The sequence below is a fragment of the Candidatus Bipolaricaulota bacterium genome (assembly GCA_021159055.1).
GTDB lineage: Bacteria > Bipolaricaulota > Bipolaricaulia > UBA7950 > UBA9294 > S016-54.
In genome coordinates, this window is sequence record JAGGSO010000001.1 from 1 (window position 1) to 23,900 (window position 23,900).

The following is a 23,900-nucleotide window of genomic DNA, read 5'->3' on the forward strand; positions in this document are numbered from 1 at the left end:
GGCTGATCCGGATTCTCGATAAGTTCCATTAATCTCTTAGCTGCTACACGCGCCATCTTTTCTCTAAATACCCTTACAGTGGTGAGTGGTGGAACAGTATGCAGGGCTGTGAGTCCATCGTCGAAGCCAATAACAGCGATATCGTCTGGGACCCTCAACCCATTTTCTTTTATCGCTTTAATTGCGCCAGCAGCCGTCGGGTCATTCGCTGCGAAGACGGCCGGAGGAGTTCCTCGCTTGAGCAATTTTTTCATCGCTACATACCCATGTTCTGGCGGTGTAAGCCCTTCTGCAACGAGATCGGCGTGGTATTCCAGGCCATGTTCCTTAAGGGCGGCCTTGTAGCCTTCAAACCTCTCTTTGAAACTCAGATCGTTCAGTCGCTCGGCGATAAATCCGATCTTTCGATACCCCAGCTTAATTAGGTACTCCACCGCCTTATAGGCTCCTCCTTCATTGTCGATCGCGATGGAGTTTACCCCATCGAGATGATTATCCACCAAAACTAGTGGTGTACTATTTTTTAATGAGAGAATTAGGTCTTTGCTTATATCGCAGCCCATAAAAATTACGCCATCTACACGCCTTTCTTTTACACAACGGGGGGCAGAAGGCCCGCCATCAGTGCTCGAGAATATAAGATGGTATCCCTGTTTCTCTATCGCTTCTTCCACCCCTAGTATTATTGGCCCGTAAAAACCGTAGAAAGACTCAGGTCTATGCCTTTTATTGATGACAATTCCTATGTTCCCTGTTTTATTTGTTGCCAGGCCTTTTGCGTTTATATTCGGATGATAGCCAAGCTCTCGAGCGAGTTGACGAATCCGCTCGCGGGTGGCGTCGCTCATCCGCCCCTTGTTGTTCAAGGCGCGGGAGACGGTAGACGGCGCTACTTTCGCCATTTTGGCTATATCTCTTATCGTAATTTCCATACCAGCTTGATAATAAGACTTGGTTATTAATGGCGCAAGCGTTCTTGTATGAAGTAGTGCATCACGAACGCGCTTGAAGAAAAAGGGGAAAAAGGCAGAAAGCCACCATGTTGCCCAAGCGTATCGGACAGGGCGCTGTCACATACTGCTCGTTTTTTTCGATTAATCCCAGTCAGAAACCCTGCTAGCTATATTTATTGTTTTCTATCACATAATCAACCAACTGATTGAGAGGTACAGTAGCTGCACAGCATACTCGATCAGCCCCACCGTAGAAGATGAAGAGCTTACCGGCGATGACTACTGCCCCCTCGGGAAAAACAACATTGGGGACATCGCCTTTCACTTCGTAATCTGCCTCCGGTTCCAGGATCGGATCTTTTGTGCGGGCGATCACTTTCCACGGCTCCTCCAAATCCAAGAGAGCCGCCCCTGCCCTGTATACCCGGTCTCTGTCAACGCCATGGTAGATCAGGAGCCACCCTCGCTCTGTCTTTATCGGCGCAGGGCCGGGACCGATCTTGTAGGATTCCCACTCTTCTTCTGGTGCCATGACGAGTCTATTTCCATATATTCTCCCATTACCCAGCTTGTCAAAATAGGCGAACCATATGCCGGGAAGTTCAGTACCGTACATAGCGCCAACCCAGTTACCTGGACGGTGCAACCCCGCATACTTACCCGCAATCTTTTCCGGGAAAAGAACCGTGTCTCTCTCATTAGCGTTATAAGGGGTAATTATTCCTAGTCTAGTGAAATTGCGTAAGTCATGGGAGCGCGCAAGTCCAATGCGGGTGATCGCTTCTTCCCGCTTTGGAATCCCCAGACGAACCCGGACAGCACCAGGGGGAGCTGGAGTAGGAGTGATTACGTAGGTCATATAGAATTCGTCGTCAATCTTTGTGATCCTAGCGTCCTCGACTGAGTTTTCCCAGAGCTTCATGTCAGGACCAAAGCAGGGCGCCTCATCTCGCTGCACCAAGTTGAGCTTGTCATCGAAGATTGCATGGCCAAGCTGTGAAACATAGCCCTGATAGTCAGCGACTGCCCGATAGAACAGATGGATCTTACCGTCCTCATATATACTAGTAGGATTAAAGGTTCCGACCGCCTCCCAGTCGTACCCTCTCGGCTCTAGAATTGGGTTTCCTTCGTAGCGTTTTAACTCCATTTAGGCTTTCTCCTTTCGAACTTCTGCGCCAACATTTCTTGCAGCATAGAAGCCTCTCTAACACTTTCCATGAGATGTGGCCAATCATTGTAGAGTTCAAAGTACCGCGGCACCATCTCCCGAGCAAACTGGGCAGCCTCTTCTACGATCTCCTCCGGCCATTCACACTCTCGAAGGACCTCCCGTGCCTGCTCTTCAAGATCCTCGCCCAGAAAAGCACCGGGATAAGGATCCAACGATTCGGGGAGGACCTCTTTCAATCCAGGCTGCCCTCGTGCCATTCTCAGTTTCTCCCTCTCGTAGATAAACCGGATTATGTCCTCTCGCAGATGGGGCCCGGCCGGCGGAGGAAGATGCGTGATCGCAAGCTCTTTATCGAAGAAGAAGTGGTATCCTTTCAACCGTCCATTAATAAGATAATCTATATCTTCTCCGCGGGGGATATAGGGATCAAACGGTATCTCCTCAAACATCCGGCGGTGGATGACCATGTTCCCCCCGTACACGAAGCTCGTCTCAACCAATCGGCCATGATGTCTTTCCACCGCCTCTGTGGCGGCGTTCATGATCGCGGCCTTGCGGCGGAAGACGTTTTCCGCTTCTGTTTCCCCACTTTTTTCGCGGACCTTGGTGCGCCCGTGGGAATCGAGGTAGAAACCAGCCACTCCATCCACGGACTTCCCTTTCCAGGTCTTGCCAGCGAATTCCACCGCTTTCTTCAGGTAATCTCTGTCGGCGATCACCTCATCGTCATCCAAACCCACGACTACCTCAGCCCCCATCGCTTGCGCGACGATCAACTGAATATTCCGCACGTTGCCATAGCCCTGCAGACTTACCAGCTTCTGTTGGAAGCCCAATCGAGCTAGCATTTCTTGGAGCAGAGCGAGGTCACTGCCAGCGAATTGAACAATAGGAAAACTGTCCTTAAAAGGATCAATAATCTCTTCCACTCTAATTTCTGCCAATTTTCCTAGAGATGGATTGGTTACGGCGGTGATGATCACCACTTTGAATTCGGGCCCGTCGATGGTTCTCAGGCTTTCCAACAGGCGAGCTAGGGTTCCTTCCTGATTCAGGGGGGTAGGATGGTCATACGGCACATCCCCAACATGGGCTTTTCCATCCTTCCAAGTCCAATACGTGGGCACGGTTATAAGCGCGTCGGACAAAATCTCACCCCCATCGTTTTCAGCATCTCTATTCTTTCAGGCCGCCAACAGTGATCCCTTCGATAAAGTATTTCTGGGCGAGGATAAACACTATCACCACCGGTAGAATAGCGAGGGTGGCAGCTCCCATCATCAAGTTCCATTGAGTCATTCCTGCTCGCATGCCCTTAAACCCCAGGATACCCAATGAGAGGACCTTCATACTATCGGTATTTGTCACAATGAGAGGGTAAGTAAAGTCATCCCAGGCTCCGCGGAACGAGAAGATCAACAACGCCGCGAGGGCAGGTTTCGCCAAAGGAAGCATTATGCTCCAGAAAATCCTGAAAGGTCCCGCCCCGTCTATAACGGCCGAATCTTCGAACTCCTTGGGGATAGAGAGGAAGAACTGTCGTAAGAGAAATACGTTGAATGCCCCTCCGAAAGCTCCGAGCGCCTGAGGAACAATCAAGGCCCAATAGGTATTTATCCAATGCAGGTTCTTCATGAGCACAAATGTGGGCACCATAAGCGTTTCAAACGGGATCATCATAGAGCTGAGCAAGAGGAAGAACAGCACGTTTCTACCGGGGAACCGGAGCCGGGCGAATGCATAGGCTGCTAATGTGCACGCGATAAATTGTCCCCCCACTCGTCCGATGGTTACAAGGGTGGTGTTCAACCAATAGCGCCCAAAATTCATTACCTCAAAGATCCTTGCATAGTTCTCCCAGTGAGGAGGGTGAGGGATCCATTGCGGAGGCATAGTGAACACATGATTGATGTCTTTCAAGGAGGTCGAGATCATCCAGAGGAAAGGCATGAGCATGCTGATCGCGAAAAAGATCGCAAGCGCATAGGAAGTTGTCACTAAAGCGGCCCGTCTTGCGGCGTAAACGTTCTTATGCATAGTGAACCCACCTTTTTTGGAGTCTCCACTGGAAGAGAGTCGCCAGGAGCAAAATTACCAGAAGCAACACCGACTGAGCGCTGGAATATCCCATATGAAACCACTTAAAAGCATTATTGTAAATGTAATAAACAATTGTTGTAGTGGACTCCTGGGGGCCACCTTCAGTCACAATATACGCCTGTTGAAAAATTTGGAAAGAATTTATCATTGTGGTTATAACAACAAAAAATGTAGTGGGCGAAAGAAGAGGTAAAGTAATGTGCCAAAACTTGTGCCAACCGGTTGCGCCATCGATTTCAGCGGCTTCATAGAATGTTTTAGGTATCCCTTGAAGCCCGGCCAAGAATATGACCATGTTAAATCCGGTCCCCTTCCAGATGCTCATGAGCACCAACCCGGGCATGGCCCAGTGCGGGTCCAAAAGCCAGTTTGGCTGCGGTAGACCCACCTTCCCGAGAAAATTGTTAATAAGTCCATAATGCGGGCTTAAAAGCCATTTCCAGAGCATAGAAACAGCAGCCATCATCGTAACCGTGGGAAGAAAATATACCAAGCGAAAGAAGTTCCTGCCCTTTAGAAATTTCTGGTTTAAAAGGATGGCCCAAAACAGAGCCAACGGAACCCCGAAAACCAAAATCCCCAAAGTATAATAAGCGGTATTGCCTACCGCTTTAAGGAAATGGGCGTCATGAAACATCTTGCTGTAGTTGGCAAATCCTATCCACTCTTTGGGACCCAAACCAGGCCAGCTTGTGAAACTGAGCGAGATTCCTACCACGATAGGATAGATCATGAAAAGGAAGAAACCGATCATCACCGGTAGGATGAAGATATATCCCCAGAACCACTGTTGATGTTTATAGGAAAGTCTCATAGTTTTAAGAGGGCGGGCTATTTGCCCGCCCTTATTGCAGTACTTTCTACTTGCCCGCCATTATTTTGTCGATTTCCTTTTGAATCCCCGGCAGGACCTCAGCAGCTGTCTTCTCTCCGGTCCAAACCGGCTCCAAGCCCCTGTTTATTGCAGTCCAGACTTCGCCCCAATGGTCAAAGACAGTGATCGGTCCGGTAGTCAGAGGCATAAGGTGGACGGTGTTATGGATTCCCCTTTCGGCGAGTGCCTGCGTAAAGGCGGGAGAATAGGCCACTGATCTCCGGATGGGGATAGCATGTCCGTTTTGGGCCACAAGTTTCTGCACTTCTGGATGGGTCAGGAAGTTTGCAAGTTTCCAAGCCGCCTCCGGGTGCTTGCTATCCTTAGCTACACAATAAGCCACGAGATCCACCCAGGTGTACATCTGTCTGTCGTAAGGCACCGGGGCGATGTCCCAATCAAAAGATAGGGTCTTGAATTTCATCGCCATCCAGCGTCCGCAAATGTACATGGCCGCCTTCTGATTAGCGAACCAATCCGGAGCGCCCATCTCAGCGAGCTCGGTTGCGGTAGGAGCTACGTGGTACTTCAGGGAGAGATCAGCAAGGAACTGGATCCCCTCTGCGAAGGCGGGAGTATCGACTTCTACTTTTTCTGGACTCACAACCCAATTCGCTCCGGCCTGAGGCGGGAAGAGCTTCCATCTGCCCGGAGTGTTGTAGGCAAAACCGTACACACCGTCCTTGGTAAGCTTCTGTGCGACGTTGAGGAAGTCCTGCCAACTCCACTCGCCATAGCCAAACATCTCGTTTGGAGTAGGCAGCCCAGCATCTTTAAACATCTTTTTGTTGTAGTAAAGGACATAGGTGCTCCAATCCTTGGGAATCCCGTAGAGATCACCTGTCTTTCTGTCCCTGAAGGCGTTCAAGGTTCCCGGGAAGAAGTCCCGCGCGTTGAAGGTGGAATCCTCGTTTACGTATGATTGAAGATCTAGAAGCGCCCCCATCTCGTGGTACTTGACGAATTCTGGAAATCCCATGTAGAATACATCCGGCGGCGTCCCTGCGGCCAGCATGGACATCAGTTTCGGCCAGTAGTCCGCAGGCCGTATGATCGTCACTTGAATATCGGGGTAGACCTTATTAAAAGCAGCGATGTAGCTTTTAACTTCATTTTCTTCGGTAACTCCTCCCCATATCATGAGGGAGATATTGACCTTTTGGGCAGCGTAAACGCTCACCGGGCCTACGATAAGCGCTGCCATAGCGACCACCAGTAAACCTACCGTTAGTCTGCTCCGCCAGTTCACTTTGATTAACCTCCTTTTAAATGCAATGTCTCTGAAGCGTAGCACCTTGATCTGCTCCTGCCTCCCTTCCTCACCTCCTTTTCCAAGGCGAATTTGAAACGCTTCAAAAACAGCATAGCATATTTCTCGCCTTTTGTCAAGAAAAAGTTTGAAACCCTTTAGCAATGAGGCTTTGCTCTTATATCGCTATGACCAGCAAGATGGGCAGCCCCTACACTTCCGGAAGACGCAAAATAGAGCATATTCCATCTGTTGTCTTGTTCAAAAACTCACGGTATAATGGTTGAAGCGTTTTACACAGGGGAGCAAATATGGCTACTATTAAAGATGTGGCAAGAAGAGCAGGGGTTTCTGTGGGTACAGTTTCCCATGTAATTAACAACACCGCTTCTGTCAGAGAGGAGACCAAGGACCGAGTCTTATCAGCGATTAAAGAGTTAAATTATCATCCGAATTCGGTGGCTAGAAGTTTGCAAAGTCGTCGAACCAACACGATCAGCTTGGTCTTACCGGCAATTGAACACAGCCTAGGAGAGCCTTCTTATCTCCTTCAGCTTTTGGCGGGTATTAGCGATGAGTGCAAACGACATGGCTTTGACCTTCTTGTGTCCGCTGCCTCCTCTGATGAAGAGCGGCTGACCATCTACCAAAGGATAGTGAGAGGGAAAAGGGCAGATGGATGTATTATCACGAGCACAAAAAAGGACGACGAACGAATCGCCTATCTTATAAAAGAAGATATTCCTTTCGTTGCTTTCGGGCGCGCTAATGACGAGTGGGATTTCCCTTATGTCGATGTAGATGGGGAGGCAGGTGTGCGCCAGGGGGTACGCTACTTACTTGATCTCGGACACCGTCGGATCGGGTTTATCGGGCTCCCCTCCGAGTTGATGTGCTCACAGCACCGCCTTGCCGGGTATCGCTCCGCCCTTGAGGAACAGGGAATAGAGCTCGAACCCAACTTGATAGTGGAGGGTAAGACAACGAAAGAGGGAGGATACTATGCTATGAAACGTTTATTAAAACTTAATCCCGATCTAACAGCAGTCATGGTCTCAAGTGATTTGATGGCATTAGGTGCGATGGAAGCCGTGCGCGAAGCAGGACTTTCAGTCGGAAAGGATATCAGCGTTGTCGGCTTTGATGACATCCAGATGGCCGCTAGTTATCAGCCTCCTTTGACCACTATTAGGCAGCCAACGTATCGGATCGGTGTTATGCTGAGTCGAATGTTGATCCAATTGATCAACGGAGAAGAGCTGGATGAACGGCGAGTCATCCTCCAACCTGAGCTGATTGTTCGTGAGTCCTGTGGAAGAAGAGAGGAAACCACCCTATCACAAGGCAAGGCCAGGGAAAGGTGATCTTTTCGGTGTAGACTTCTCGGATCCATCGGAGGATCGTTCGAAGTACGCCTTCCGAAAGAACACCCCTGCAGCAGGGTAAAGAATCAGATCAAGATCCCGGCATGGTTCCCTCTCTTCCCACGTCATCTATTTCAAATTCAACATCGATCGATAGCGGGAGAAGACGTCACACTGCGCTTGGATGTACGCCTCTGCCTCTTCGTCCGTCATCCCCTCTGTCTCCCGCACAAGGCTTAGGAACCTTCCCTGCCACAGAACGCGGAGAGCATCGAGGATGTGCAGGTCTTCACTGCGAGCGAACGCGTTGATCGCGAGGTAGACCGCCCGCACCCAAAGGTCGAGCGGGAACGAGAATTCATCGAGCGGGAGCGCGTACACGCGGGCCAGCTCGGGTTCGAGCTCCGCCAGGAACGACGCCTTCCCCTGCACGAACTCCTCGTACTTGGCGCGGAACTGGGCGTATACTCGCTCTTTATCTACAATCAGCGGCGAAGGATGCACATCCGGAGGTTCGCCGATGCGCTCGATGCGCTTGATCCCATCGACTTTCTCGATGTAGGCACGGTAGTGCTTGATCAGGCGGAACAGCGTTCCCACGACCTGGTAGAACATGGGGACGAGTAGCTCCTCGGGATCGGCATACTGCTTGGTCGATTCGTGCTCCTTCACCCCGAGGACCGCCTCCACGATCTCCGTCCCCTCCGCACCGGCGACAAGGGTGATGAAGATGTCGATCCCGAACTCCGCTGGGAACAGGGGATGCTCCAGCAGGAGATCGATCAATCTGCGGGAGAGCCCGTACTCCCCTCCGATCGGCTGACGCACCCCGAGTCCGAACAGGACGTTCGTCAACGGATAGGCGATCTGGTTCGTTATCACTCCGTCGTAGCGATGGCGCAGGTAATACGGAACCACCAAATCGCGCCCGTTAACGATCGGGCCGACCAGGCGGTCGATCCAGTCCGGCCGAATGCTGGTAAGATCCCCGTCGACAAGGGCGACCGCGGCGGCACCGCGGGAGTTGGCGATTTCAAAGGTCGTCCTTATCGCACTCCCCTTGCCAAGCTTCCCCTTCTCCGTGACGACGAGTTTCTCAGCCTTGGTCGGGGTCGCGCTCGCTATATCACGGGTCCCATCGGTGGAAAAGCCGTCCGAGACGACGATCAACCCCGGTCTATCCGGGAAGTGTCGCGCTAATCCTTCGTCTACCTTTGCCATCACCCCGGCGACCGTGCCAGCACAGTTTCTCGTACTAATCCCAACGACGATATCTACTTTATCCATGTTTTTCTCCCTCTAGCTTGTTTTTCACGTAACCAACGGCTGTTCGATCCATTGTCAACGCAGCCGTGAGCTCTTTCCACTCATCTTCGATGCGGAAGAATTCCGCTGCCGCACTCTGTGCCCAGTCGAGAGCCCTTTCAACGAATCCCTCCGCCTCTCGCATTGTCCTGAATTCATTCCGGCAGAGTTCCAGAAGGGCATCGCGGGCGAGTACGGGAAGATCATCCCTAAGAAACCTGCCTGGGTACGGATCAAGGGGGGCGGGTGAAAGAAGCCCACGTTCCATCCCGACCCTGATCTTCTCCCGCGAGTAAATGAACCGGATGATATCGGACCGGAGCATCGCACAGGGCGAGCGGCGGAACAGGCGCGGAGGGAAATGGTCCACAAAAAGCTCGTTATCCCACCAAAAGCGATCCCCATGCATGCGGCAGGTAGTTATGTAGTCGATGTCCTCCCCGCGGGGAATATAGGGATCGAACGGAACCCGCATGAACAGGTCTCGGTGGATCACGATGTTCCCCCCAAACCCGATCGGGGTATCAACTAGGCCCTGGGATGCGGCGGCGAGGGCGGAGATTCCGTTTCTTATCCATCTTCCCCGCTCGAGGAGTGGGTTCGCCGCCCGCGCGGGCGGCCCATCCTCTGTTTCACGGTAGGGACCGACCACTCCCAACACCGGCTCACCGGCATATTCCGCGCCGATGAACCGCTGCGCCCGGGCAAGATACCCAGCGGGAACCTCCTCATCGTCATCGAGCCCGATCACGGCATCAGCCCCATACAGGGCCGCGATGAGGAGCTGCAAGTTACGTACCTTCCCGTACCCGATGAGCCCGATGCAGTTGGCAGAGCGCCGGCCGACGAGATGATCGAGGTCATCGATCCCGAAGACCCCGATCCGGATCTTATCCCGGTAGGGTTCGATCTCTCTTCGTACCTGTTCCACCGCCAGGCCTGCGATCGTGGCATCGGTACCCGCGACTATGACTGCCACTGGGGTATCCGCGCCCGCCGCCGCGATGCTTGCGATGAGGCGGGGGAGGGGCCCTTCCATCCCGAGCGGAATGGGGTGGTCGTACGGGCCAGAGTCTGGCTCATCCGGCGACCGCCGGTAGGTTGGGACGGTGATCAGGAGCTTCATCAGTCCTCCTCCCTCCGGAATCGCAGCATGAACTCCTCCTCCTGCGGATGCAGCGTGAACAGATGCATTCCCTCCTGGACCGAGATCCGCTTCACTTCCGCTCCGGTCGCCGCCGCAGCGAGTCCACCAGTGGAGGCTGCCCCGACGGTGTAGGAGTATCCGGGCGGAACGCGCATCCGCACCTCCAACCCCGCCGTTGTCGACTCGACCTCAAGGATCCGATCCGAGGGGGCGGTGATGTACTTGTCCACGAACCCGATGAACGCGATCCCGGAGCAGACCGGGGCGAGAACGTAATAATCACCACCGGCCGGTGGAAGGGTCCCTCGCATCTCAGCGACGACCGCTCCTTGGGCGTGCGAGTATATCATCCGCCCCTGCGTAGGGATGTCGGCAAGGCGGTATTCTTGGGGGGCATCGCCGATGTTGAACACCACGACGTAGATCCAGGCGCCGTCCCCGCTCTCGGTCACCCCAACGACGAGGTCGCGCGCCAGCGGGTCCCACACCGGACGGGCCGGGCGATCCGGCTTGGCCAACACCCCGTCAGGGAACACAAGCCGGTCGATGATCCCTTTGTTCACCTCCCCTAGCTTGTCTCCGATCCCGATCGGCCCGGCACTCAACGCGCGCATCAGGGCCTCGGATTCGGCGTCCGGCTCGTCAAACCCATCGGGATGGTCGGGGTTCGTGATGAACACATCGTGGAACGGGAACATCCCCAGGGAATACAGCAGCCAACCGACCAGGAACCGATCGATGATGAACCGCTGCGGAGGGACGTACTCGTAACGGGCGGCGGCGGCCGGGTCGAGCTGCGCGAGCTGGCCGGGCTGCTTCACCAGGTAGTCGTCCCCGCTGCGGGAGGAGACGACCGCATCAGTGTGCGCTGCGGTGAGAAGGAATCCGACCGTAGGATCGGAGAGCATCAGTGGGAGCCCATTTTTGCCAAGACCTTCTGTCATCGTCTTGAACCACTCCTCCCCCGCGGTGAGGGAGGCGCGCAGCGCCGGGATCCTCTCCTGATATACGCGGATGTGATCGTGCCAGACCCCGATTGCTCCCTCTTCCTCGGTGAGGCGATGCCCCAGGTCGGAGTAAAACCTCCCTTCCTGCGGGCAGGCGGCGCCGTCCCCCTCCTGGAAGCGATAGCCATCCTGGTACTCGTTTTCGGGATCGAATCCGGAGAGGTGGAGGAAGAACGGGATCCCGGTGCGGGACTTGATCCGGCCGAGCCCGGACGGGAAACGTCGTTCGTCCGCCCGATACGCCTTGGCGAACCCGACCCGGTCATGCGGGTACCACAGGTCGAGCCCGAAATAACCGATCGGGATCTCCTCCTCCCGGAAGTAATCCCCGAGCGCTATTAACACCTCCTCGTCGATCGGATGCAGAAGCTCGGAGTAGTACGCCCCGTAGTCGTTCCAATAGCCGAGCCGGGAGAGGACCGGGTGCGCCAGCGGGGTCGGCCGGGGCCGCCCGGCGCGGATCCCATCACCCCAGCGGAGCAGCGTGGAGAACGGATCGTCACCGGCCGCGATCACGGTGGAGACGACCGTCCCTTGTGGAACCCTGTCGATCGCCCCGTGCACGCCGCGGGAGATCATCCCTGGTTCGGGGCCCGCCCGCAGCGGACTCACTGGATAGTGGCTCCCCGGGGAGATCACCATCGCTTTTCCGTCCGCAACGAGGACGAGGGGGGAGAACGGTCTGTCCGACGGGATCGAATCCAGGCTCTTCCCGTACACAGCATGCGGCCACTCACCACCCGCATCGGACAATCCCCACGTGTACAGGAGGACTTCGCCCTCCCGCAGACGGAGGATCGGGGCGTTGAACGTGGTGTAGAGGAAGCTGTCGGCGGTCTGAATCCCGACCAGCTCCGTCAAGGCTTCTGCATCGATCACCGTCTTTCCCTGCTCCGGATAGGCGCGCACGGTGAGTGAGACGATCGGGTCGGCTTCCCCAGCGGAGTAGATGAGGGCGTAGCCCGAGTATTCCCCGTCTCCATCGCGGCCTGAGATCGGGCGTGCATCCACGAGTTCGAATCCTCCGGTGAACGACGAGCGCTCTTCCCCGGCATACGGGAAAGCGATCCCCATCTCCTGCACCCATGCCTCCCCGCCCCGGACGAGGGAGGCGCCGGTCGCGGTCAGCCGCACCTCCAACTCAGCCCCCATCCCGCCCCTCCTTTGGGGAGAGCCCGAGCGTCACGATCCGCTTACCCGGAACGGGAAACGCGACAGCATCGCCATCAGGTTGAAGGACCTCCAGCGGCTCCTCGTTCAGGTTCAGGCGGACAGCGCGGTCGAGCGGGAACCCAGTCTCCAGCCTCCCCTGGACCGGCTCTTCCGCTAAGTTGACCACCCGAACCACGATGAGGTCAGCATCCTCGTGAGGTCAGCATCCTCGGCCGGCTTGACTGCGGTCACCGCGAGCGACTTGGGAAGGACGGAGAGGAAACCGGCGCGCGGAGGAAGGATACCGGGATGGGGACGCACCGGGACTGCCCGCGCCGGAAGATTGAACAGGGCGGACTGGCGGAGGAGCGCAGGGAGATCGACGGTCGTAGTGAGAGCAAACTCGACGATGTGCGGGCCGAGGCACTGTGCCTCCGGGGTGGGGATGATCGGCCCTGCTTCGTCGACCCGGCGGACCAGATCGCGGCGGGCGAGCCAGCCGATGCTCCGCACCAGCGTGAGGGCGACCGTGCGTGCCTGATCGTCGAGGACCTCGTATTCGCTCACACCGCCGGAGAGAACAGCGAACCCGCGCTTCCCGTCGGCCAGATAGACGAATCGGTCCAGGTGCTTGGTCGAGTACGGGGCCTCGGACCAGCCGTCGCCGGCTGGGATCTGAATCGGCCGCTTCACCAGGTCGAAGTGTTCGGCCGCCCGGGAGACGTCGGTTCGGATCCCGGTTGGGAACAAGACCCGAAGGCGATGATCCTTGGCAGCGTTCACAAACTCGATCCGAAAGTCGATCCGCTTTTCCCCCGGATAAAGGGAGATCTCAGTCTCGATCTCGTGCCGAATCCGTTCAGTGACGCGGGAATCGCGGCTCGAGTCCAGCTCGGCCGGGATCTCGATGGTACTCCTGATCTGCATCACCGCCCGGAGGCGACTGACCGAGATTCCGGTCACCACGCCGGGAGCGGAAAAGATCGGCTCTTCGTCCGCGATCGGGTCGAAGGTGTACTCATCCCCGCGGTCGCCGCGGTCCTCGAACCGGAGCCCACCCGAGTAGACTTCCCCGGTCTCCTTATCCAGGATCTCGATCGTCCCGTCCGCAGCCATCGCGACGCGATAGTGGGCGTTCTCAATCGCGCCTTTCTCTCCTTTCAGCTCATCCGAAGCCGAATCACTTCCGCCGGGGAGGATTCGATAGGTTGCGTATCCGAACGCCGGGATATCGGCCCCGAGGAGGCGGACGCGGGTAGGGGTGACCGCCTCAGCCGGGACCGTCCTCCCGTCCACGGTGATCCCGTGCACCGGCCCGGCTGGAAGCGGTTCCGGGAGTTCGACCTCAATCACCCGGTCGCCGGGGAAGTTGGTCGGGTTAAACGCGACCACTCCGCTCCCGGCACCTGCGGGTACCTCGACCGCCGCGGCGATGGTCTTCAGGTTCTCCGCGCTGACCCCGCGTGCGATCTGCTCGCTCCACGCAAACCGCGTCTCCATCTCCCGATGCACTTGATCCACGCTGCACCCGCCGATGCTGTCGTGGGGATGGTTGCGCAAGAGCCACTTCCAGGCAGTCCGGAGCTCACCCCGCGGTGGGTGAACGCCGAGGGGGATCAGTAACGCGGAGGTGGGCTCGGCCCAGCCGAGAAGTTCAGTCTCGACCGCCCGGTTCGCCTGCTTGAGCGGCATCCGGGCTGAGTAGACGCTCTGCAGGACGCGGGTGTCTTTCGGGGAATTGAGCTCCCCCGCGATCACCGCGAGCTCGGATCGATCAACTCGATTCCGGACCGCAGCGAAGAACTCCTCAAGCGATCCCTGCACAATGTGGACGCTCTCAAGCTGGGTGTTGGCCGCCGCGATGAACTCAGGGATCCCGGGATCCGGAAACGCGTGGTCGTCCCCGTTCAGCAAAAGGACACAACCGCTCGCCGCACGTGCCGCGAGGAAATCCAACGCTCGTTTGACCCGCTCCATCCCGGCGGCCGGATCAGCGGAGAGGTCGGTCAGCCCGCCGTAGCCGCGGGCAGGGAGATGAACTCCCAGGATCGAGCTTCCATCCGGCCCCTTCCAGATGAACTCGTTGTGGACCGTCCTATCGTACTCAAGCCCCCGCCACACCACCGCGGTATCGATCCCAAACCCACGCAGGATCTGCGGCATCTGGGAGATGTGACCGAACTGATCGGGAAGATAGCCGACCTTCGTCACCCGCCCGAACTCGGCCGCGATCCGGACCCCGCGCTGCAGGTTGCGGATGATGGACTCGCCGTCGACCAAGAACTCGTCCGGGAGCACGTACCACGGCCCGACTCCGATTCTCCCTGTCCGGATCGATCGTCTCATGTCGCGGGCACGCTCCGGGCGCATTTCAAGATAGTCCTCCAGTACGACCGTTTGGCCATCGAGGTGAAAGTGACGGAACGCCGGATCCCTGTCGATGATCCCGAGCAATCGGTCGATCAATCGGACCAACCGCAGGCGAAACACCTGGAACGGCTGGTGCCATTCCCGGTCCCAGTGCGTGTGGGGGACGAAGAAAACGTCGACTGTGCTATTCGGACACATCGGCGAGGATCCCCTTCAGGTGACGCTCGAGACTCTCCAGACTGTAGTAGCGCCTGCCCAGCTCATAGTTACGGGCCACCATCTCCTCCCGCACTGCTGGGTCGGTGAGAACAGTGACTGCGGCAGCAGCGGCGCGGGAGATCACAGCAGGAGGGACTTTCACCAGCCCAAGATCATCCTTTCCGGCGAGTTCGTCCCCGAGGGAGATGACCGCGAACCCTTTGTCCTTTATATCCGCCTTGTAGACCGGGTACTCGAAGACCACGATCGGGACGCGGGCGTGCAGCCCCTCCAGAAACTGATTTCCCCAACCTTCGTACAACGAGGGGTAGGTGATGAGGTCGGCAAAGACGTAGGAGTCCCATAGGGAATAGATCTTCTCCCCGTCGTCGGTCCTCCCCCGACGCGATCGGATCCGATCGGAGATGACGCACAGTTCTACCCCGGCCCGGGCTGCTCGCTTCTCCAGCCGCTTCAGGTAGTCCTTTGTCGGATCCTCGGAGTAACCGGCGAGGACGAGAACGATCCGGTCTCCTTTCCCGAACGGCCTCCCGTCGTACAGGCCGCGTTCCTCGAGCCTGCGGCGGTTCTCCCCGCGATCGAGGGCGGCGACCAGATCGATCGCCAGCTCGATCCCCTTTCTCGGAACGATGCGTGTCGCCTGGAGGACGAGGATGTCGCTTTCCCCCACTCCGATCTCGGCGCGGAAGTCGCGGTTGTAGTCATCGACCTTCCAGTCCGGTCCGGAGAAATCGAACACGTTGGGAACGATCTTTGCGAGGGCACCGCGCCGGGTCCGCAGCTCGTCGCGGGCGAAGCTGTTGATCACCACATGACCGATTGTCGGACCGGTCGGAGGGAGGTACTCATCGACGATCCGCGCCGCTGCCGGGCAGGTGGGTTGCATCCCGCGGAACGATTCCCACCAGAAGTCGTGATGATGGCCGACCGCGGGGATCTGCAGGTCGTTGACAACCCGGGCAAATGCGACCGCCGCCGCCGGGTTCGCCCCGATCGACCAGATGTTGTTGGGGATGAGAAGGTCGATCGATTCCTCCGCAATGAACCCACGCAGCTTCTCCTCGATCACCCCGGCTTCGGATAGAATCTCGCGCTCCAGGGCTGCTCCGTTCGGGTAATCGCGAAGCGAGTGAAAGGTGTTCCACGCCATCCGCTCGGCCTCGGTCCGATGGTGGTAGAGCTCTGGGATCAGGTACCCCGTACCCGTTCCCAAATCGCCGCCGCACAACCGGACGGAATGGCCCATCCGCTCCAGGACGACCTTCCACTTGTCCATCTCCAGGGAGACGCCGTCCGTACCACCGACCTTGTAATGACAGAGGCCAATACGCATCATCGGAACGTTACCACCTAGTAGCCCTCGCGTGCACTCAATCGACGGGACCTTCCACCATCTAAAAAGGGCAATCGAACAAACCGAGCTGACATCTTGTCCATTACTCTAATCCGCCCCGTCTCGAAATTGCGGTGTGAGTACCGACCCTCACCGCACCAAAGAGCTCAAGCTTCTTCTTTCCTCTTCGACATCCTTACAAACCCCTCTATCATTCGATAGAGGTAAAAGAGGGCGTAATCGTAGCCTTTCAGGGCTACTTTAGTGGTATAGTTAAGAACCCGGGCGATCCAGAGCTTGAAAAGGAGATCCCGCCAATCTTTATCCTCGGAATCAAAATGTTCAAGAAGGACTTTGTAGGACTCGTACCAGTTGTCCGCATCCATAAACACAAACCGGGGTTTCCGTTGACACTCCGCCATGCCCTCGCGGACCTCCTTTGGGAATAGACTCAGGAGCTCAAGCTGCCTATCCGTCCAATTCTCCATCAGGAGATGAAGGCTTCCCTCTATGTCGTAAGCAGTCTTCTCTTTAACCCTATCAGGTACCGGTCCCGGCCGCTCCACACGATGTAGCGGTCTTGCGGCATCGATCTTTTCGGTTTTAAGCTGCTGAATGATCGAGAAACATTCGATCGCCATGTCCTGCAAGTCGGCCAGTGTCTTGTAGAGCTTGTGTACTTTGCCGATCGAAACATAAGTCTCATACATGCTGAATCCGCTTGCCACCATGAGCCAGGTGTAAGCCGTATCGATTCCCCAATCAGACTGTCGGAGAGCTCGCTCATCCGCGTATAACTTCGCAGCCACTTCTCGGGTAAAGAGCAATTCGCCCCCTAGCGGTTGTTCGATGAACGGGAGTTCCGTCTCGGGCCAGAGGACGGAAAAACCTGTTTTGGTGATCATCCAAGTAACCATGGCATCGGTGCTGGCGCGGGGGAAATAATGCCGGACTACTTGATAACCATCATCGGCCGGTATTTCAGCCTGGGTAATCCAATCACGCGAGAATGTCTCGATATCGGAGTCGTAAAAATGCAGCCTGGAGAAACCGGTCTCCTCCAAAAAATACTTGAGAGCAGTATTCATTCCGTCGCCTTTGCCAGGCCGTTTAGTTCCAAGCCGCTCTTGAACGATCAAGCCAACCCTTTTGCCACTACTTCGCTCTAACTCAGGGATCGCTTTCTCTATCTCCTTGTAGCATTCATTCTCTTCATACCCCACGCACAGCACCGAACCGATGCGAGGATGCGATAGAGCTTCGCGAATGTTCTTCTTAAACACAGCAACGTCTTCGGACTTGAACGGAAAAACGACCAAGCTTGTACCTGCCACAGTATTCCCTCCTGGATTCATGAAGATGTTATTAGTCGTTGAACAACAAACTCTTACCGGTTTTTTCATCAAAAATTCTTATTTTATTCTTGAGAATAGTAAGACTGATTGTCTGCCCGGGTTTTATAGGTAGATCTGGGTTAGCAGCAACCTTTAATATGTCTTTCCCTACCTGCACAGTCAGAAGCTGCTGAGAACCCAAGTGCTCAGATACCAGTACTTTAGCGGGAAGGCTGCCATCCTCGGGTTCCAGGTGTACTTCGATGTTCTCAGCTCGAATTCCCAGATCCACCACCTGTCCGACCAATCGCCCAAGCGGCTTTTTCCAATCCTCAGGAACGGCTATCTTGAACTCACCGATGACGAGAATAACATCACCGTCTCCCTCGTCACTGACCGTAGCGGTGAGAAAGTTCATCGGGGGAGTCCCGATAAATCCGCCGACGAATTTCGTGGCGGGCCGATCATAAACCTGACTAGGACTGTCCAACTGGACTATCTCTCCTCCGTGCATTACGGCTATGCGATCACCGAGGGAGAGGGCTTCGATCTGGTCGTGGGTAACATATACCGTAGTAGTACCGATCTCCTGATGAAGGCGCTTGAGTTCTGCCCTCATCTGAAGGCGAAGGAGCGCATCTAAGTTGGAGAGCGGCTCGTCCATCAGCAATACATCTGGTCTCATAACGATGGCTCGTGCAACTGCCACTCGCTGTCTCTGTCCTCCGGAAAGCTGGGCTGGGTAGCGTGTCAAAAGTTCTTCAATTTGGAGGAGTTTGGCGACCTCTTCGACGGCCGTTTGAATTTCATTTTTTGGAACATGTTTCATTCGTAGCCCGAACCCTATATTTTGCGCCACCGTCATATGCGGAAAGACAGCATAGCTCTGAAAGACCATCGCAATGCCGCGTTGGGCTGGAGAGGACTCCGTCACATCACGCTCTCCGATGAAAATGCGTCCCCCGTTCACCCGTTCCAGACCAGCTATACAGCGCAAGGTGGTAGTTTTACCACACCCTGAGGGACCCAGCAGCACGAGAAACTCTGTCTCTCTCACAGTCAAGTCCATATCCTTGACTGCTACTACTTTGCCGAATTCTTTACGCACGTTCTGAAGTCGAATCTCTGCTGCCATTAGATCACCTCTCTGCTGTAGCCCCACCCCACATTTGGAATAGGTACCGGCGAATTAGGAACATGAATATCAGGGTAGGAAGTACCATGAAAAACCCCCCGGCAAAACGGAAATAAAGAGGGGAAGCCTGTAATGTACTCATAATTTGAGCGGGCAAAGTCCGATGCTGCACTGTCAGGATAGTAGCAGCAAATACTTCGTTCCATGATATCACGAACGTAAACATAGCGGCCGCAGCCAGACCTGGAAGAGCAAGAGGGAGTGCTACTCGAGTGAATGCCCCAACCCTGCTGCAGCCCAAAGTCATGGCCGCCTCTTCCAAATCTTTGGGTACACTCACAAATATCCCGGTAATGATGAGTACGGCGAACGGCATAGCCATAGCAACATGTAGAAAGGCCACCCCGATCAGGGTGTCATAGAGCCCCCATTTTATAAAGGTAACGGCTAGAGGGATCGCAAGGAGTGCGGTGGGAAACATCCTCGTCATCAGGATTCCCATTCGGTACACGTTGCGTCCTCGGAAGGTAAACCGAGCCACTGCGTATCCGGCTGGTGCTGCCACAATGAGCGTAATACCCAGGGTCATGAGCGCCACCAAAACGCTGTTCAATAATGAAGGAAGGACTCCGTAAGAATTCAGAAAGAACTTCATTGTTTCGAGAGAAAAATGGCTGGGAATAATTGACTTAGGCCATTGATAGATCTCTTGCTGCGGTGTAAAGGAAGCCAAAGCAATGAGCACGATGGGCAACAACACCCATGAAGCGACTACTATCGCCGCCATATAGATCAGTGTCTGACGTTGTAGTCTTCGAAAGCTCATTTCCCCACCATCTCTGCTTTTGGCCTAAAGAACCACATATAAAACCATGTTATAATAATAGAAAGGACCATTAACAATACGGCATAAGCGGCTGCCATATGGTAGCTGCGATAGAGGGAATACCAGAAATAAGACTGTCCAGCCAACACAGGCACCAAATTCCCTCCTATTGCCACCGCTACCGCGAACATCTGCAAGGCCAAGATCGTTCTGATAATCAAAGCGGACTGAATAGCCGGCTTGAGCAGTGGAAGTATTACATACCGAAGTTTCTGTAATGGCCGCGCTCCCAGAACTTCAGCGGCTTCCAGATAATCCTTGGAAATCATTTGTAGCCCTGCTACCAGATTCACCAAAACAATCGCCGTAGCCCTCCAATGCTCGGCAATGACAATAGCCCAAAATACAAAACTGATGTTCTGATAGGAGATGAAATAAATCGGCTTATCAATGATGCCCAAGCCGTATAAGGCGGAGTTCAAATATCCGTGTTGCGCAAATATGGAAAGCCATATGAGACCAGCGGCAAGATCTGAAATACCCAATGGGATTGTACATATATAAAGAAAAAAGCGCGAGCCCTTAAAGCCTGTATTGACAAGCAGGGCGATAAATAAAGCCGTTACCAGCTGCAAGGGAACAATAATAGCAACCAGAAAGAAAGTGTACTTCAACGCGCTAGCAAACTGGACATCGTGGACCATTTGGAGAAAATACCGCACGGTGAATGCACCGTCATCACCGCGGAACGCCAGTCCAATCGAGTTCACCAACGGCAGCAGAAAGAAGATCAACAAATACACAAGGCTGGGCACCAAAAGCCAATAGGGGAGCAGCGTATCTGTCCCTAGGAGTCTATTTATGCGAGTATTTGTCATAAGAATGATAATATAGAGGGGGAAAGGAGATTCCCTTCCCCCTCTTGTTGATTTGGTTTACTTGTTATCCGGGGCAGGATAAGGGGCGCCCGAATCCAGGTAGAGCTTGCGCAGTGCTTGCCCGCCTGTCAGAAGGACGCTCTTGATATCCTTGCCTTGGATCACGATCTGCGTGAACGTATCCCGGTAGATCTTCTTGTACTCATCGCTGATTCCGCTGGGAATGAACGACACAATGGCATCGGGAGAGGACGCCTGCGCACTCACTCCCTTGGCCAGGATCTGAAGCGCACCGCTCGGAACAGCGTTAGCCGCTTCGGAAACTACCGGGAAGAATCCCACACCCTGCAGAATCGACACTTGTGCGTCAGGGCTGGTCAGATACTTGATGAGCTTAGCAGCAGCCTCAGGGTTAGGCGAAGTCTTCGGAATGCCAAGGCCGGCTATAACGGTGATGAACGCGCGACCTGCCGGCCCTGCCGGAGACGGAATGGCGATAAACTCATCAGGCTGCTGAACGATTGCCGGCTTCAACCGGGCGGTGTGATCCCATGCAATCCAGACATCACCAGAAAGAAGCGGCGTGTCCATGGAATCCCAAGTCGGAGCAGCCGGGTTCACATACTGCCAAAGCTCTTTCATGTACTCCCACATCTCGACCGCTTCAGGACTGTCAAACTTGAGTACCTGATACCCGGTAAACGAGGGATAGAGATACCCGTGGATGAAGCGGTGCAGCAGGGATCCAGGTCCAGCGGGAATTCCTAGCTTCTTCTCCCCTGTGGCATCATAGATATTCTTCGCCCAAGCAAGCAGCTGGTCATAGGTGAGAGACCAGATGTCAGCTCCCTCAGGAAGATATTCCAACGCCTTTTTGTTCACCGTCATGAGGTAAGTGGCCTGCATCAAGGGGATGTAGACCTGCTTGCCTTCCATCTGCCCCAGTTTCATGAGTCCGGGGCTTATGGAGCCTCCCACAGCCACATTGCTCACATCGCTGAGGGCTCCGACGGTGCTCGCAAAATCTCCATGGAGACCACAGACGACATCAATTGTACCCTTCCCCGCCTTAGCCTCAGCAGTGAGGCGATCAACAAATGGAGCATACTCAGATCCAATAAATGTTACTTCGACACCTGTCGCTTGAGTAAAAGGCGGTAAGAGAGTTTGTCGCACCCACTCGGCTTCTTTGATAGGGTTGAACTGTGTGGAAAGCCACGTGATTTTTTCGGCACTGAACGCAACTACGGAAATCCCAATCGTCAACAGCAGTGTTACAAGGATCAGCTTCTTCATATCATCCTCCTTGGAAGTTCTTTAGAGAATCGCCTTGTTGCTTTTGCTGCTGTCTCGTGTTTGTGCAACCACCTCCCTCCCGAATAGCTAAAGGTCGAGATGTTTGTTATAACAAAGATAGCGCAATCGGGGGCGTTTGTCAAGAGGAGAATCTTGGTGGAGCAAGAGTTTCACTGGGCAAAAGGCGAAATGTTGAACGTTTGCGAGTCCTAGAGCGTTTTCCCGAATAGGAGTTGGTAGAAGGCTATCGACTAAATACCGAGCTCTGCATTCATGTAAAAGTACATAGTTTCCGCAAGGTTGCACTTAATGCAAAAGAAGCCTTTGCTACAACCGGGGAAGGAAAGAATACAAATAAATATCTGCTGAAGAAACGATGGGGCGGGTTCGACCCTACTGAGATCTTCGGAGAGTATATCCGGCTGTCTGGCAAAACTTAGCCATCAACTCAAGAAATCAGAAAGTTGATGATCTTACGGGCCTCTTCCACAGCCTTTTTCGGTGTCATGCGCTTAGTAAGTGCATTTTCAATCATCAGCTGGAACTGCTCTGAGACCTTGGCATACTGGGGTATAGCAGGCCGCGACCGAGCGCTCTGCAAGAACTGTGAAACTTGGTAAGAAAACCAATTAGTCTCGGGATCCAAAGTTTGGACTACTGAAACCCTGGTTGGAGTACGCCCCGTCTCTACACAAAACGTTCGCATAAGTTCAGGGCTAGCAACCTGCTTCAATATCTCCAAGACGGACTTTGCGTCCTTTGATTGCCGGAATATCACATAAACCATTCCTCCGACCACTGAGGCACTGCTCCCTCCAGAGGGTGCGGGTATCGGAATACAGCCGACCCGTTCACGAAATGCTGCATCATCCCACCCGCTCACCTCCTGAATCAGAGCTTTCTCATAACTTCCCCCAACAGCAAGTGCCACATTTCCTTGTGCGAAAAGCCTGGCAGGCTTGTCCCACGCAAACGCGACAACCTCTGGAGAAACCACTTTGTGCTTATGAATAAGATCCACAAGAAATTGCACGGCATATACAGCTTTCTCGTCCAGTGCCACCCTATTCTCAGACAGAAGATCTCCACCAGCTGCCCAAATAAAGGGAAGCAGCTGATATGTAGTCGTCTCCCCTGCTTTCGTACCCCCCACAAAGGCAAGCGGAAATCTCTTAAGGCGTTTGAAATGTCGAGAAACTTCTATTAACTCATTCCAAGTGCGAGGAGGTTGCGCTCCTTCCTGGAGGAACCAATCCTTCCTGTACCAAAGCACAGAAACGCTCGCTTCCGGTTGAACACCATAAAAGGTATTAGTCCTGAACGCTGGGAATAAGTCTGCCTTAAATTCCTCTAACCAATGAGAATCAAGCCGATCAAGGGATTTAAGAAACCGCAAATCAGCAAATTCTGTTACCCATGCCCAGTCAACCAGTGCAAGATCGGGTGCTACTCCTTTTCCTACCGCCGAGAGTATTTTGTTCCGCAACTGCGGCCGGCCAAGGACCTCGACTTCGAGTTTGACCTTCTCCGCATCCTGATTGTATAAGCCGACAGCCTCTTGCAGAGGAGGAACCCAACGGTTTTCCGGCAGCATAACCCGTATAGAGGGAACCGACTTGCGAATCTCATGATTAACAAAAGTCCCCTGCCCTGGACGGCGGTAAAGGAGCCCCTCGTTAGCCAATTCCGTAAGAGCTTGTCGCACCGAAATGCGGCTAATATCGTAGATCTCGCATAATTCATATTCGGTGGGAATACGCGTGCCGGGCTTGAAGTCCCCCTTCTCGATCTTCGACTTGATGATCTCCTTCAATTGGCGATAGATCGGAACACGTACCTCTCTATCAATCTTATCCCTGTTCCAATCATGAACTTCCATTTTACTTATCGCTTCTCCCGCTGCTTCCATCGAGACCTCTGGATTTCCGCATTTATCTTAAAACGAGTTTAGTAGGTAACGCCCTCTTCAGCAAGCTGCCGAAGTGCTTCTGGAAAATTACCGAAGTCAGGGCGAATTCCGCAAGTAAGGAAACGTTGCTCGAGCTGTGAGAGTTATCTGGCAGGCTTTGTTCCAAGCGACTCGCTCCTCGAGCCAGCTTTGAAGCGGTAGAGGTACGATGGGTAGCCCAAATTCTGAGGCAACGGCTACCGCTTCGGTAACCTACTCTTTTGCGGCATCACGTT

General features: G+C 54.5%; 19 protein-coding genes. 1 reads left to right on the forward strand and 18 read right to left on the reverse strand.

Annotated features, from left to right (window positions below; translation table 11 throughout):
* The 6 genes from J7J55_00005 to J7J55_00030 form a co-directional block, all read right to left on the reverse strand.
* A partial coding sequence (locus J7J55_00005) for a LacI family DNA-binding transcriptional regulator (protein ID MCD6141102.1) occupies window positions 1-932 on the reverse strand: 932 nt, incomplete at its 3' end.
* A 184-nt stretch (window positions 933-1,116) separates the two neighbouring features.
* Entirely contained in the window at window positions 1,117-2,103 is a 987-nt protein-coding gene (locus tag J7J55_00010; protein ID MCD6141103.1) for a glycosidase, read from the reverse strand.
* Window positions 2,094-3,275 (reverse strand): hypothetical protein, encoded by a 1,182-nt coding sequence (locus J7J55_00015; protein ID MCD6141104.1) that lies wholly within the window; start codon window positions 3,273-3,275, stop codon window positions 2,094-2,096. The genes J7J55_00010 and J7J55_00015 overlap by 10 nt, the downstream gene beginning before the upstream one ends.
* Before the next feature lie 28 nt (window positions 3,276-3,303).
* Window positions 3,304-4,164, reverse strand: coding sequence for a carbohydrate ABC transporter permease (locus J7J55_00020; GenBank protein ID MCD6141105.1), 861 nt, complete (start codon window positions 4,162-4,164; stop codon window positions 3,304-3,306).
* Window positions 4,157-5,041 (reverse strand): sugar ABC transporter permease, encoded by an 885-nt coding sequence (locus tag J7J55_00025; GenBank protein ID MCD6141106.1) that lies wholly within the window; start codon window positions 5,039-5,041, stop codon window positions 4,157-4,159. The genes J7J55_00020 and J7J55_00025 overlap by 8 nt, the downstream gene beginning before the upstream one ends.
* Before the next feature lie 46 nt (window positions 5,042-5,087).
* Entirely contained in the window at window positions 5,088-6,515 is a 1,428-nt protein-coding gene (locus J7J55_00030; GenBank protein MCD6141107.1) for a sugar ABC transporter substrate-binding protein, read from the reverse strand.
* Between the two features lie 146 nt (window positions 6,516-6,661).
* Between J7J55_00030 and J7J55_00035 the strand changes: the two genes are divergently transcribed.
* The gene (locus J7J55_00035; GenBank protein MCD6141108.1) at window positions 6,662-7,714 is read left to right on the forward strand and encodes a LacI family DNA-binding transcriptional regulator; all 1,053 of its coding nucleotides are present in this window, start codon (window positions 6,662-6,664) and stop codon (window positions 7,712-7,714) included.
* Window positions 7,715-7,843: 129 nt separating this feature from the next.
* On the opposite strand, the gene J7J55_00040 is transcribed toward J7J55_00035, so the two are convergent.
* From J7J55_00040 to J7J55_00095, 12 genes are all read right to left on the reverse strand, one after another.
* Entirely contained in the window at window positions 7,844-9,001 is a 1,158-nt protein-coding gene (locus tag J7J55_00040; protein ID MCD6141109.1) for a glycosyltransferase, read from the reverse strand.
* Entirely contained in the window at window positions 8,994-10,145 is a 1,152-nt protein-coding gene (locus tag J7J55_00045; GenBank protein MCD6141110.1) for a hypothetical protein, read from the reverse strand. The genes J7J55_00040 and J7J55_00045 overlap by 8 nt, the downstream gene beginning before the upstream one ends.
* Entirely contained in the window at window positions 10,145-12,325 is a 2,181-nt protein-coding gene (locus J7J55_00050) for a hypothetical protein (GenBank protein MCD6141111.1), read from the reverse strand. Before J7J55_00050 ends, J7J55_00045 begins: the two co-directional genes overlap by 1 nt.
* The gene (locus J7J55_00055) at window positions 12,315-12,512 is read right to left on the reverse strand and encodes a hypothetical protein (GenBank protein ID MCD6141112.1); all 198 of its coding nucleotides are present in this window, start codon (window positions 12,510-12,512) and stop codon (window positions 12,315-12,317) included. The genes J7J55_00050 and J7J55_00055 overlap by 11 nt, the downstream gene beginning before the upstream one ends.
* Window positions 12,500-14,893, reverse strand: a complete 2,394-nt coding sequence (locus J7J55_00060; GenBank protein MCD6141113.1) for a hypothetical protein — start codon at window positions 14,891-14,893, stop codon at window positions 12,500-12,502. The genes J7J55_00055 and J7J55_00060 overlap by 13 nt, the downstream gene beginning before the upstream one ends.
* On the reverse strand, window positions 14,880-16,247 hold the full coding sequence (locus J7J55_00065; GenBank protein ID MCD6141114.1) for a glycosyltransferase family 4 protein: 1,368 nt from the start codon (window positions 16,245-16,247) through the stop codon (window positions 14,880-14,882). The genes J7J55_00060 and J7J55_00065 overlap by 14 nt, the downstream gene beginning before the upstream one ends.
* Before the next feature lie 167 nt (window positions 16,248-16,414).
* Window positions 16,415-17,650 carry a hypothetical protein gene (locus tag J7J55_00070; protein ID MCD6141115.1) on the reverse strand — a complete coding sequence of 412 codons (1,236 nt, stop codon included), beginning with the start codon at window positions 17,648-17,650 and terminating at the stop codon, window positions 16,415-16,417.
* Window positions 17,613-18,716: an ABC transporter ATP-binding protein gene (locus J7J55_00075; protein ID MCD6141116.1), complete on the reverse strand. Its 1,104-nt coding sequence runs from the start codon at window positions 18,714-18,716 to the stop codon at window positions 17,613-17,615. The genes J7J55_00070 and J7J55_00075 overlap by 38 nt, the downstream gene beginning before the upstream one ends.
* Before the next feature lie 4 nt (window positions 18,717-18,720).
* A complete protein-coding gene (locus J7J55_00080) occupies window positions 18,721-19,542 on the reverse strand; it encodes a carbohydrate ABC transporter permease (protein MCD6141117.1) in 822 nt (273 codons plus the stop codon).
* Window positions 19,539-20,420 carry a sugar ABC transporter permease gene (locus J7J55_00085; protein ID MCD6141118.1) on the reverse strand — a complete coding sequence of 294 codons (882 nt, stop codon included), beginning with the start codon at window positions 20,418-20,420 and terminating at the stop codon, window positions 19,539-19,541. Before J7J55_00085 ends, J7J55_00080 begins: the two co-directional genes overlap by 4 nt.
* 57 nt (window positions 20,421-20,477) lie before the next feature.
* A complete protein-coding gene (locus tag J7J55_00090) occupies window positions 20,478-21,716 on the reverse strand; it encodes an extracellular solute-binding protein (protein MCD6141119.1) in 1,239 nt (412 codons plus the stop codon).
* 448 nt (window positions 21,717-22,164) lie between these two features.
* Window positions 22,165-23,625, reverse strand: a complete 1,461-nt coding sequence (locus tag J7J55_00095) for an extracellular solute-binding protein (GenBank protein MCD6141120.1) — start codon at window positions 23,623-23,625, stop codon at window positions 22,165-22,167.
* Window positions 23,626-23,900 lie beyond the last annotated feature (275 nt).

Coding starts and splice junctions, on each gene's coding strand:
- J7J55_00010 (MCD6141103.1), bottom strand. CDS start 2,103: ATGGAGTTAAAACGCTACGAAGGAAACCCAATTCTAGAGCCGAGAGGG.
- J7J55_00020 (MCD6141105.1), bottom strand. CDS start 4,164: ATGCATAAGAACGTTTACGCCGCAAGACGGGCCGCTTTAGTGACAACT.
- J7J55_00025 (MCD6141106.1), bottom strand. CDS start 5,041: ATGAGACTTTCCTATAAACATCAACAGTGGTTCTGGGGATATATCTTC.
- J7J55_00035 (MCD6141108.1), top strand. CDS start 6,662: ATGGCTACTATTAAAGATGTGGCAAGAAGAGCAGGGGTTTCTGTGGGT.
- J7J55_00040 (MCD6141109.1), bottom strand. CDS start 9,001: ATGGATAAAGTAGATATCGTCGTTGGGATTAGTACGAGAAACTGTGCT.
- J7J55_00045 (MCD6141110.1), bottom strand. CDS start 10,145: ATGAAGCTCCTGATCACCGTCCCAACCTACCGGCGGTCGCCGGATGAG.
- J7J55_00050 (MCD6141111.1), bottom strand. CDS start 12,325: ATGGGGGCTGAGTTGGAGGTGCGGCTGACCGCGACCGGCGCCTCCCTC.
- J7J55_00060 (MCD6141113.1), bottom strand. CDS start 14,893: ATGTGTCCGAATAGCACAGTCGACGTTTTCTTCGTCCCCCACACGCAC.
- J7J55_00065 (MCD6141114.1), bottom strand. CDS start 16,247: ATGCGTATTGGCCTCTGTCATTACAAGGTCGGTGGTACGGACGGCGTC.
- J7J55_00070 (MCD6141115.1), bottom strand. CDS start 17,650: ATGAAAAAACCGGTAAGAGTTTGTTGTTCAACGACTAATAACATCTTC.
- J7J55_00075 (MCD6141116.1), bottom strand. CDS start 18,716: ATGGCAGCAGAGATTCGACTTCAGAACGTGCGTAAAGAATTCGGCAAA.
- J7J55_00080 (MCD6141117.1), bottom strand. CDS start 19,542: ATGAGCTTTCGAAGACTACAACGTCAGACACTGATCTATATGGCGGCG.
- J7J55_00085 (MCD6141118.1), bottom strand. CDS start 20,420: ATGACAAATACTCGCATAAATAGACTCCTAGGGACAGATACGCTGCTC.
- J7J55_00090 (MCD6141119.1), bottom strand. CDS start 21,716: ATGAAGAAGCTGATCCTTGTAACACTGCTGTTGACGATTGGGATTTCC.
- J7J55_00095 (MCD6141120.1), bottom strand. CDS start 23,625: ATGGAAGCAGCGGGAGAAGCGATAAGTAAAATGGAAGTTCATGATTGG.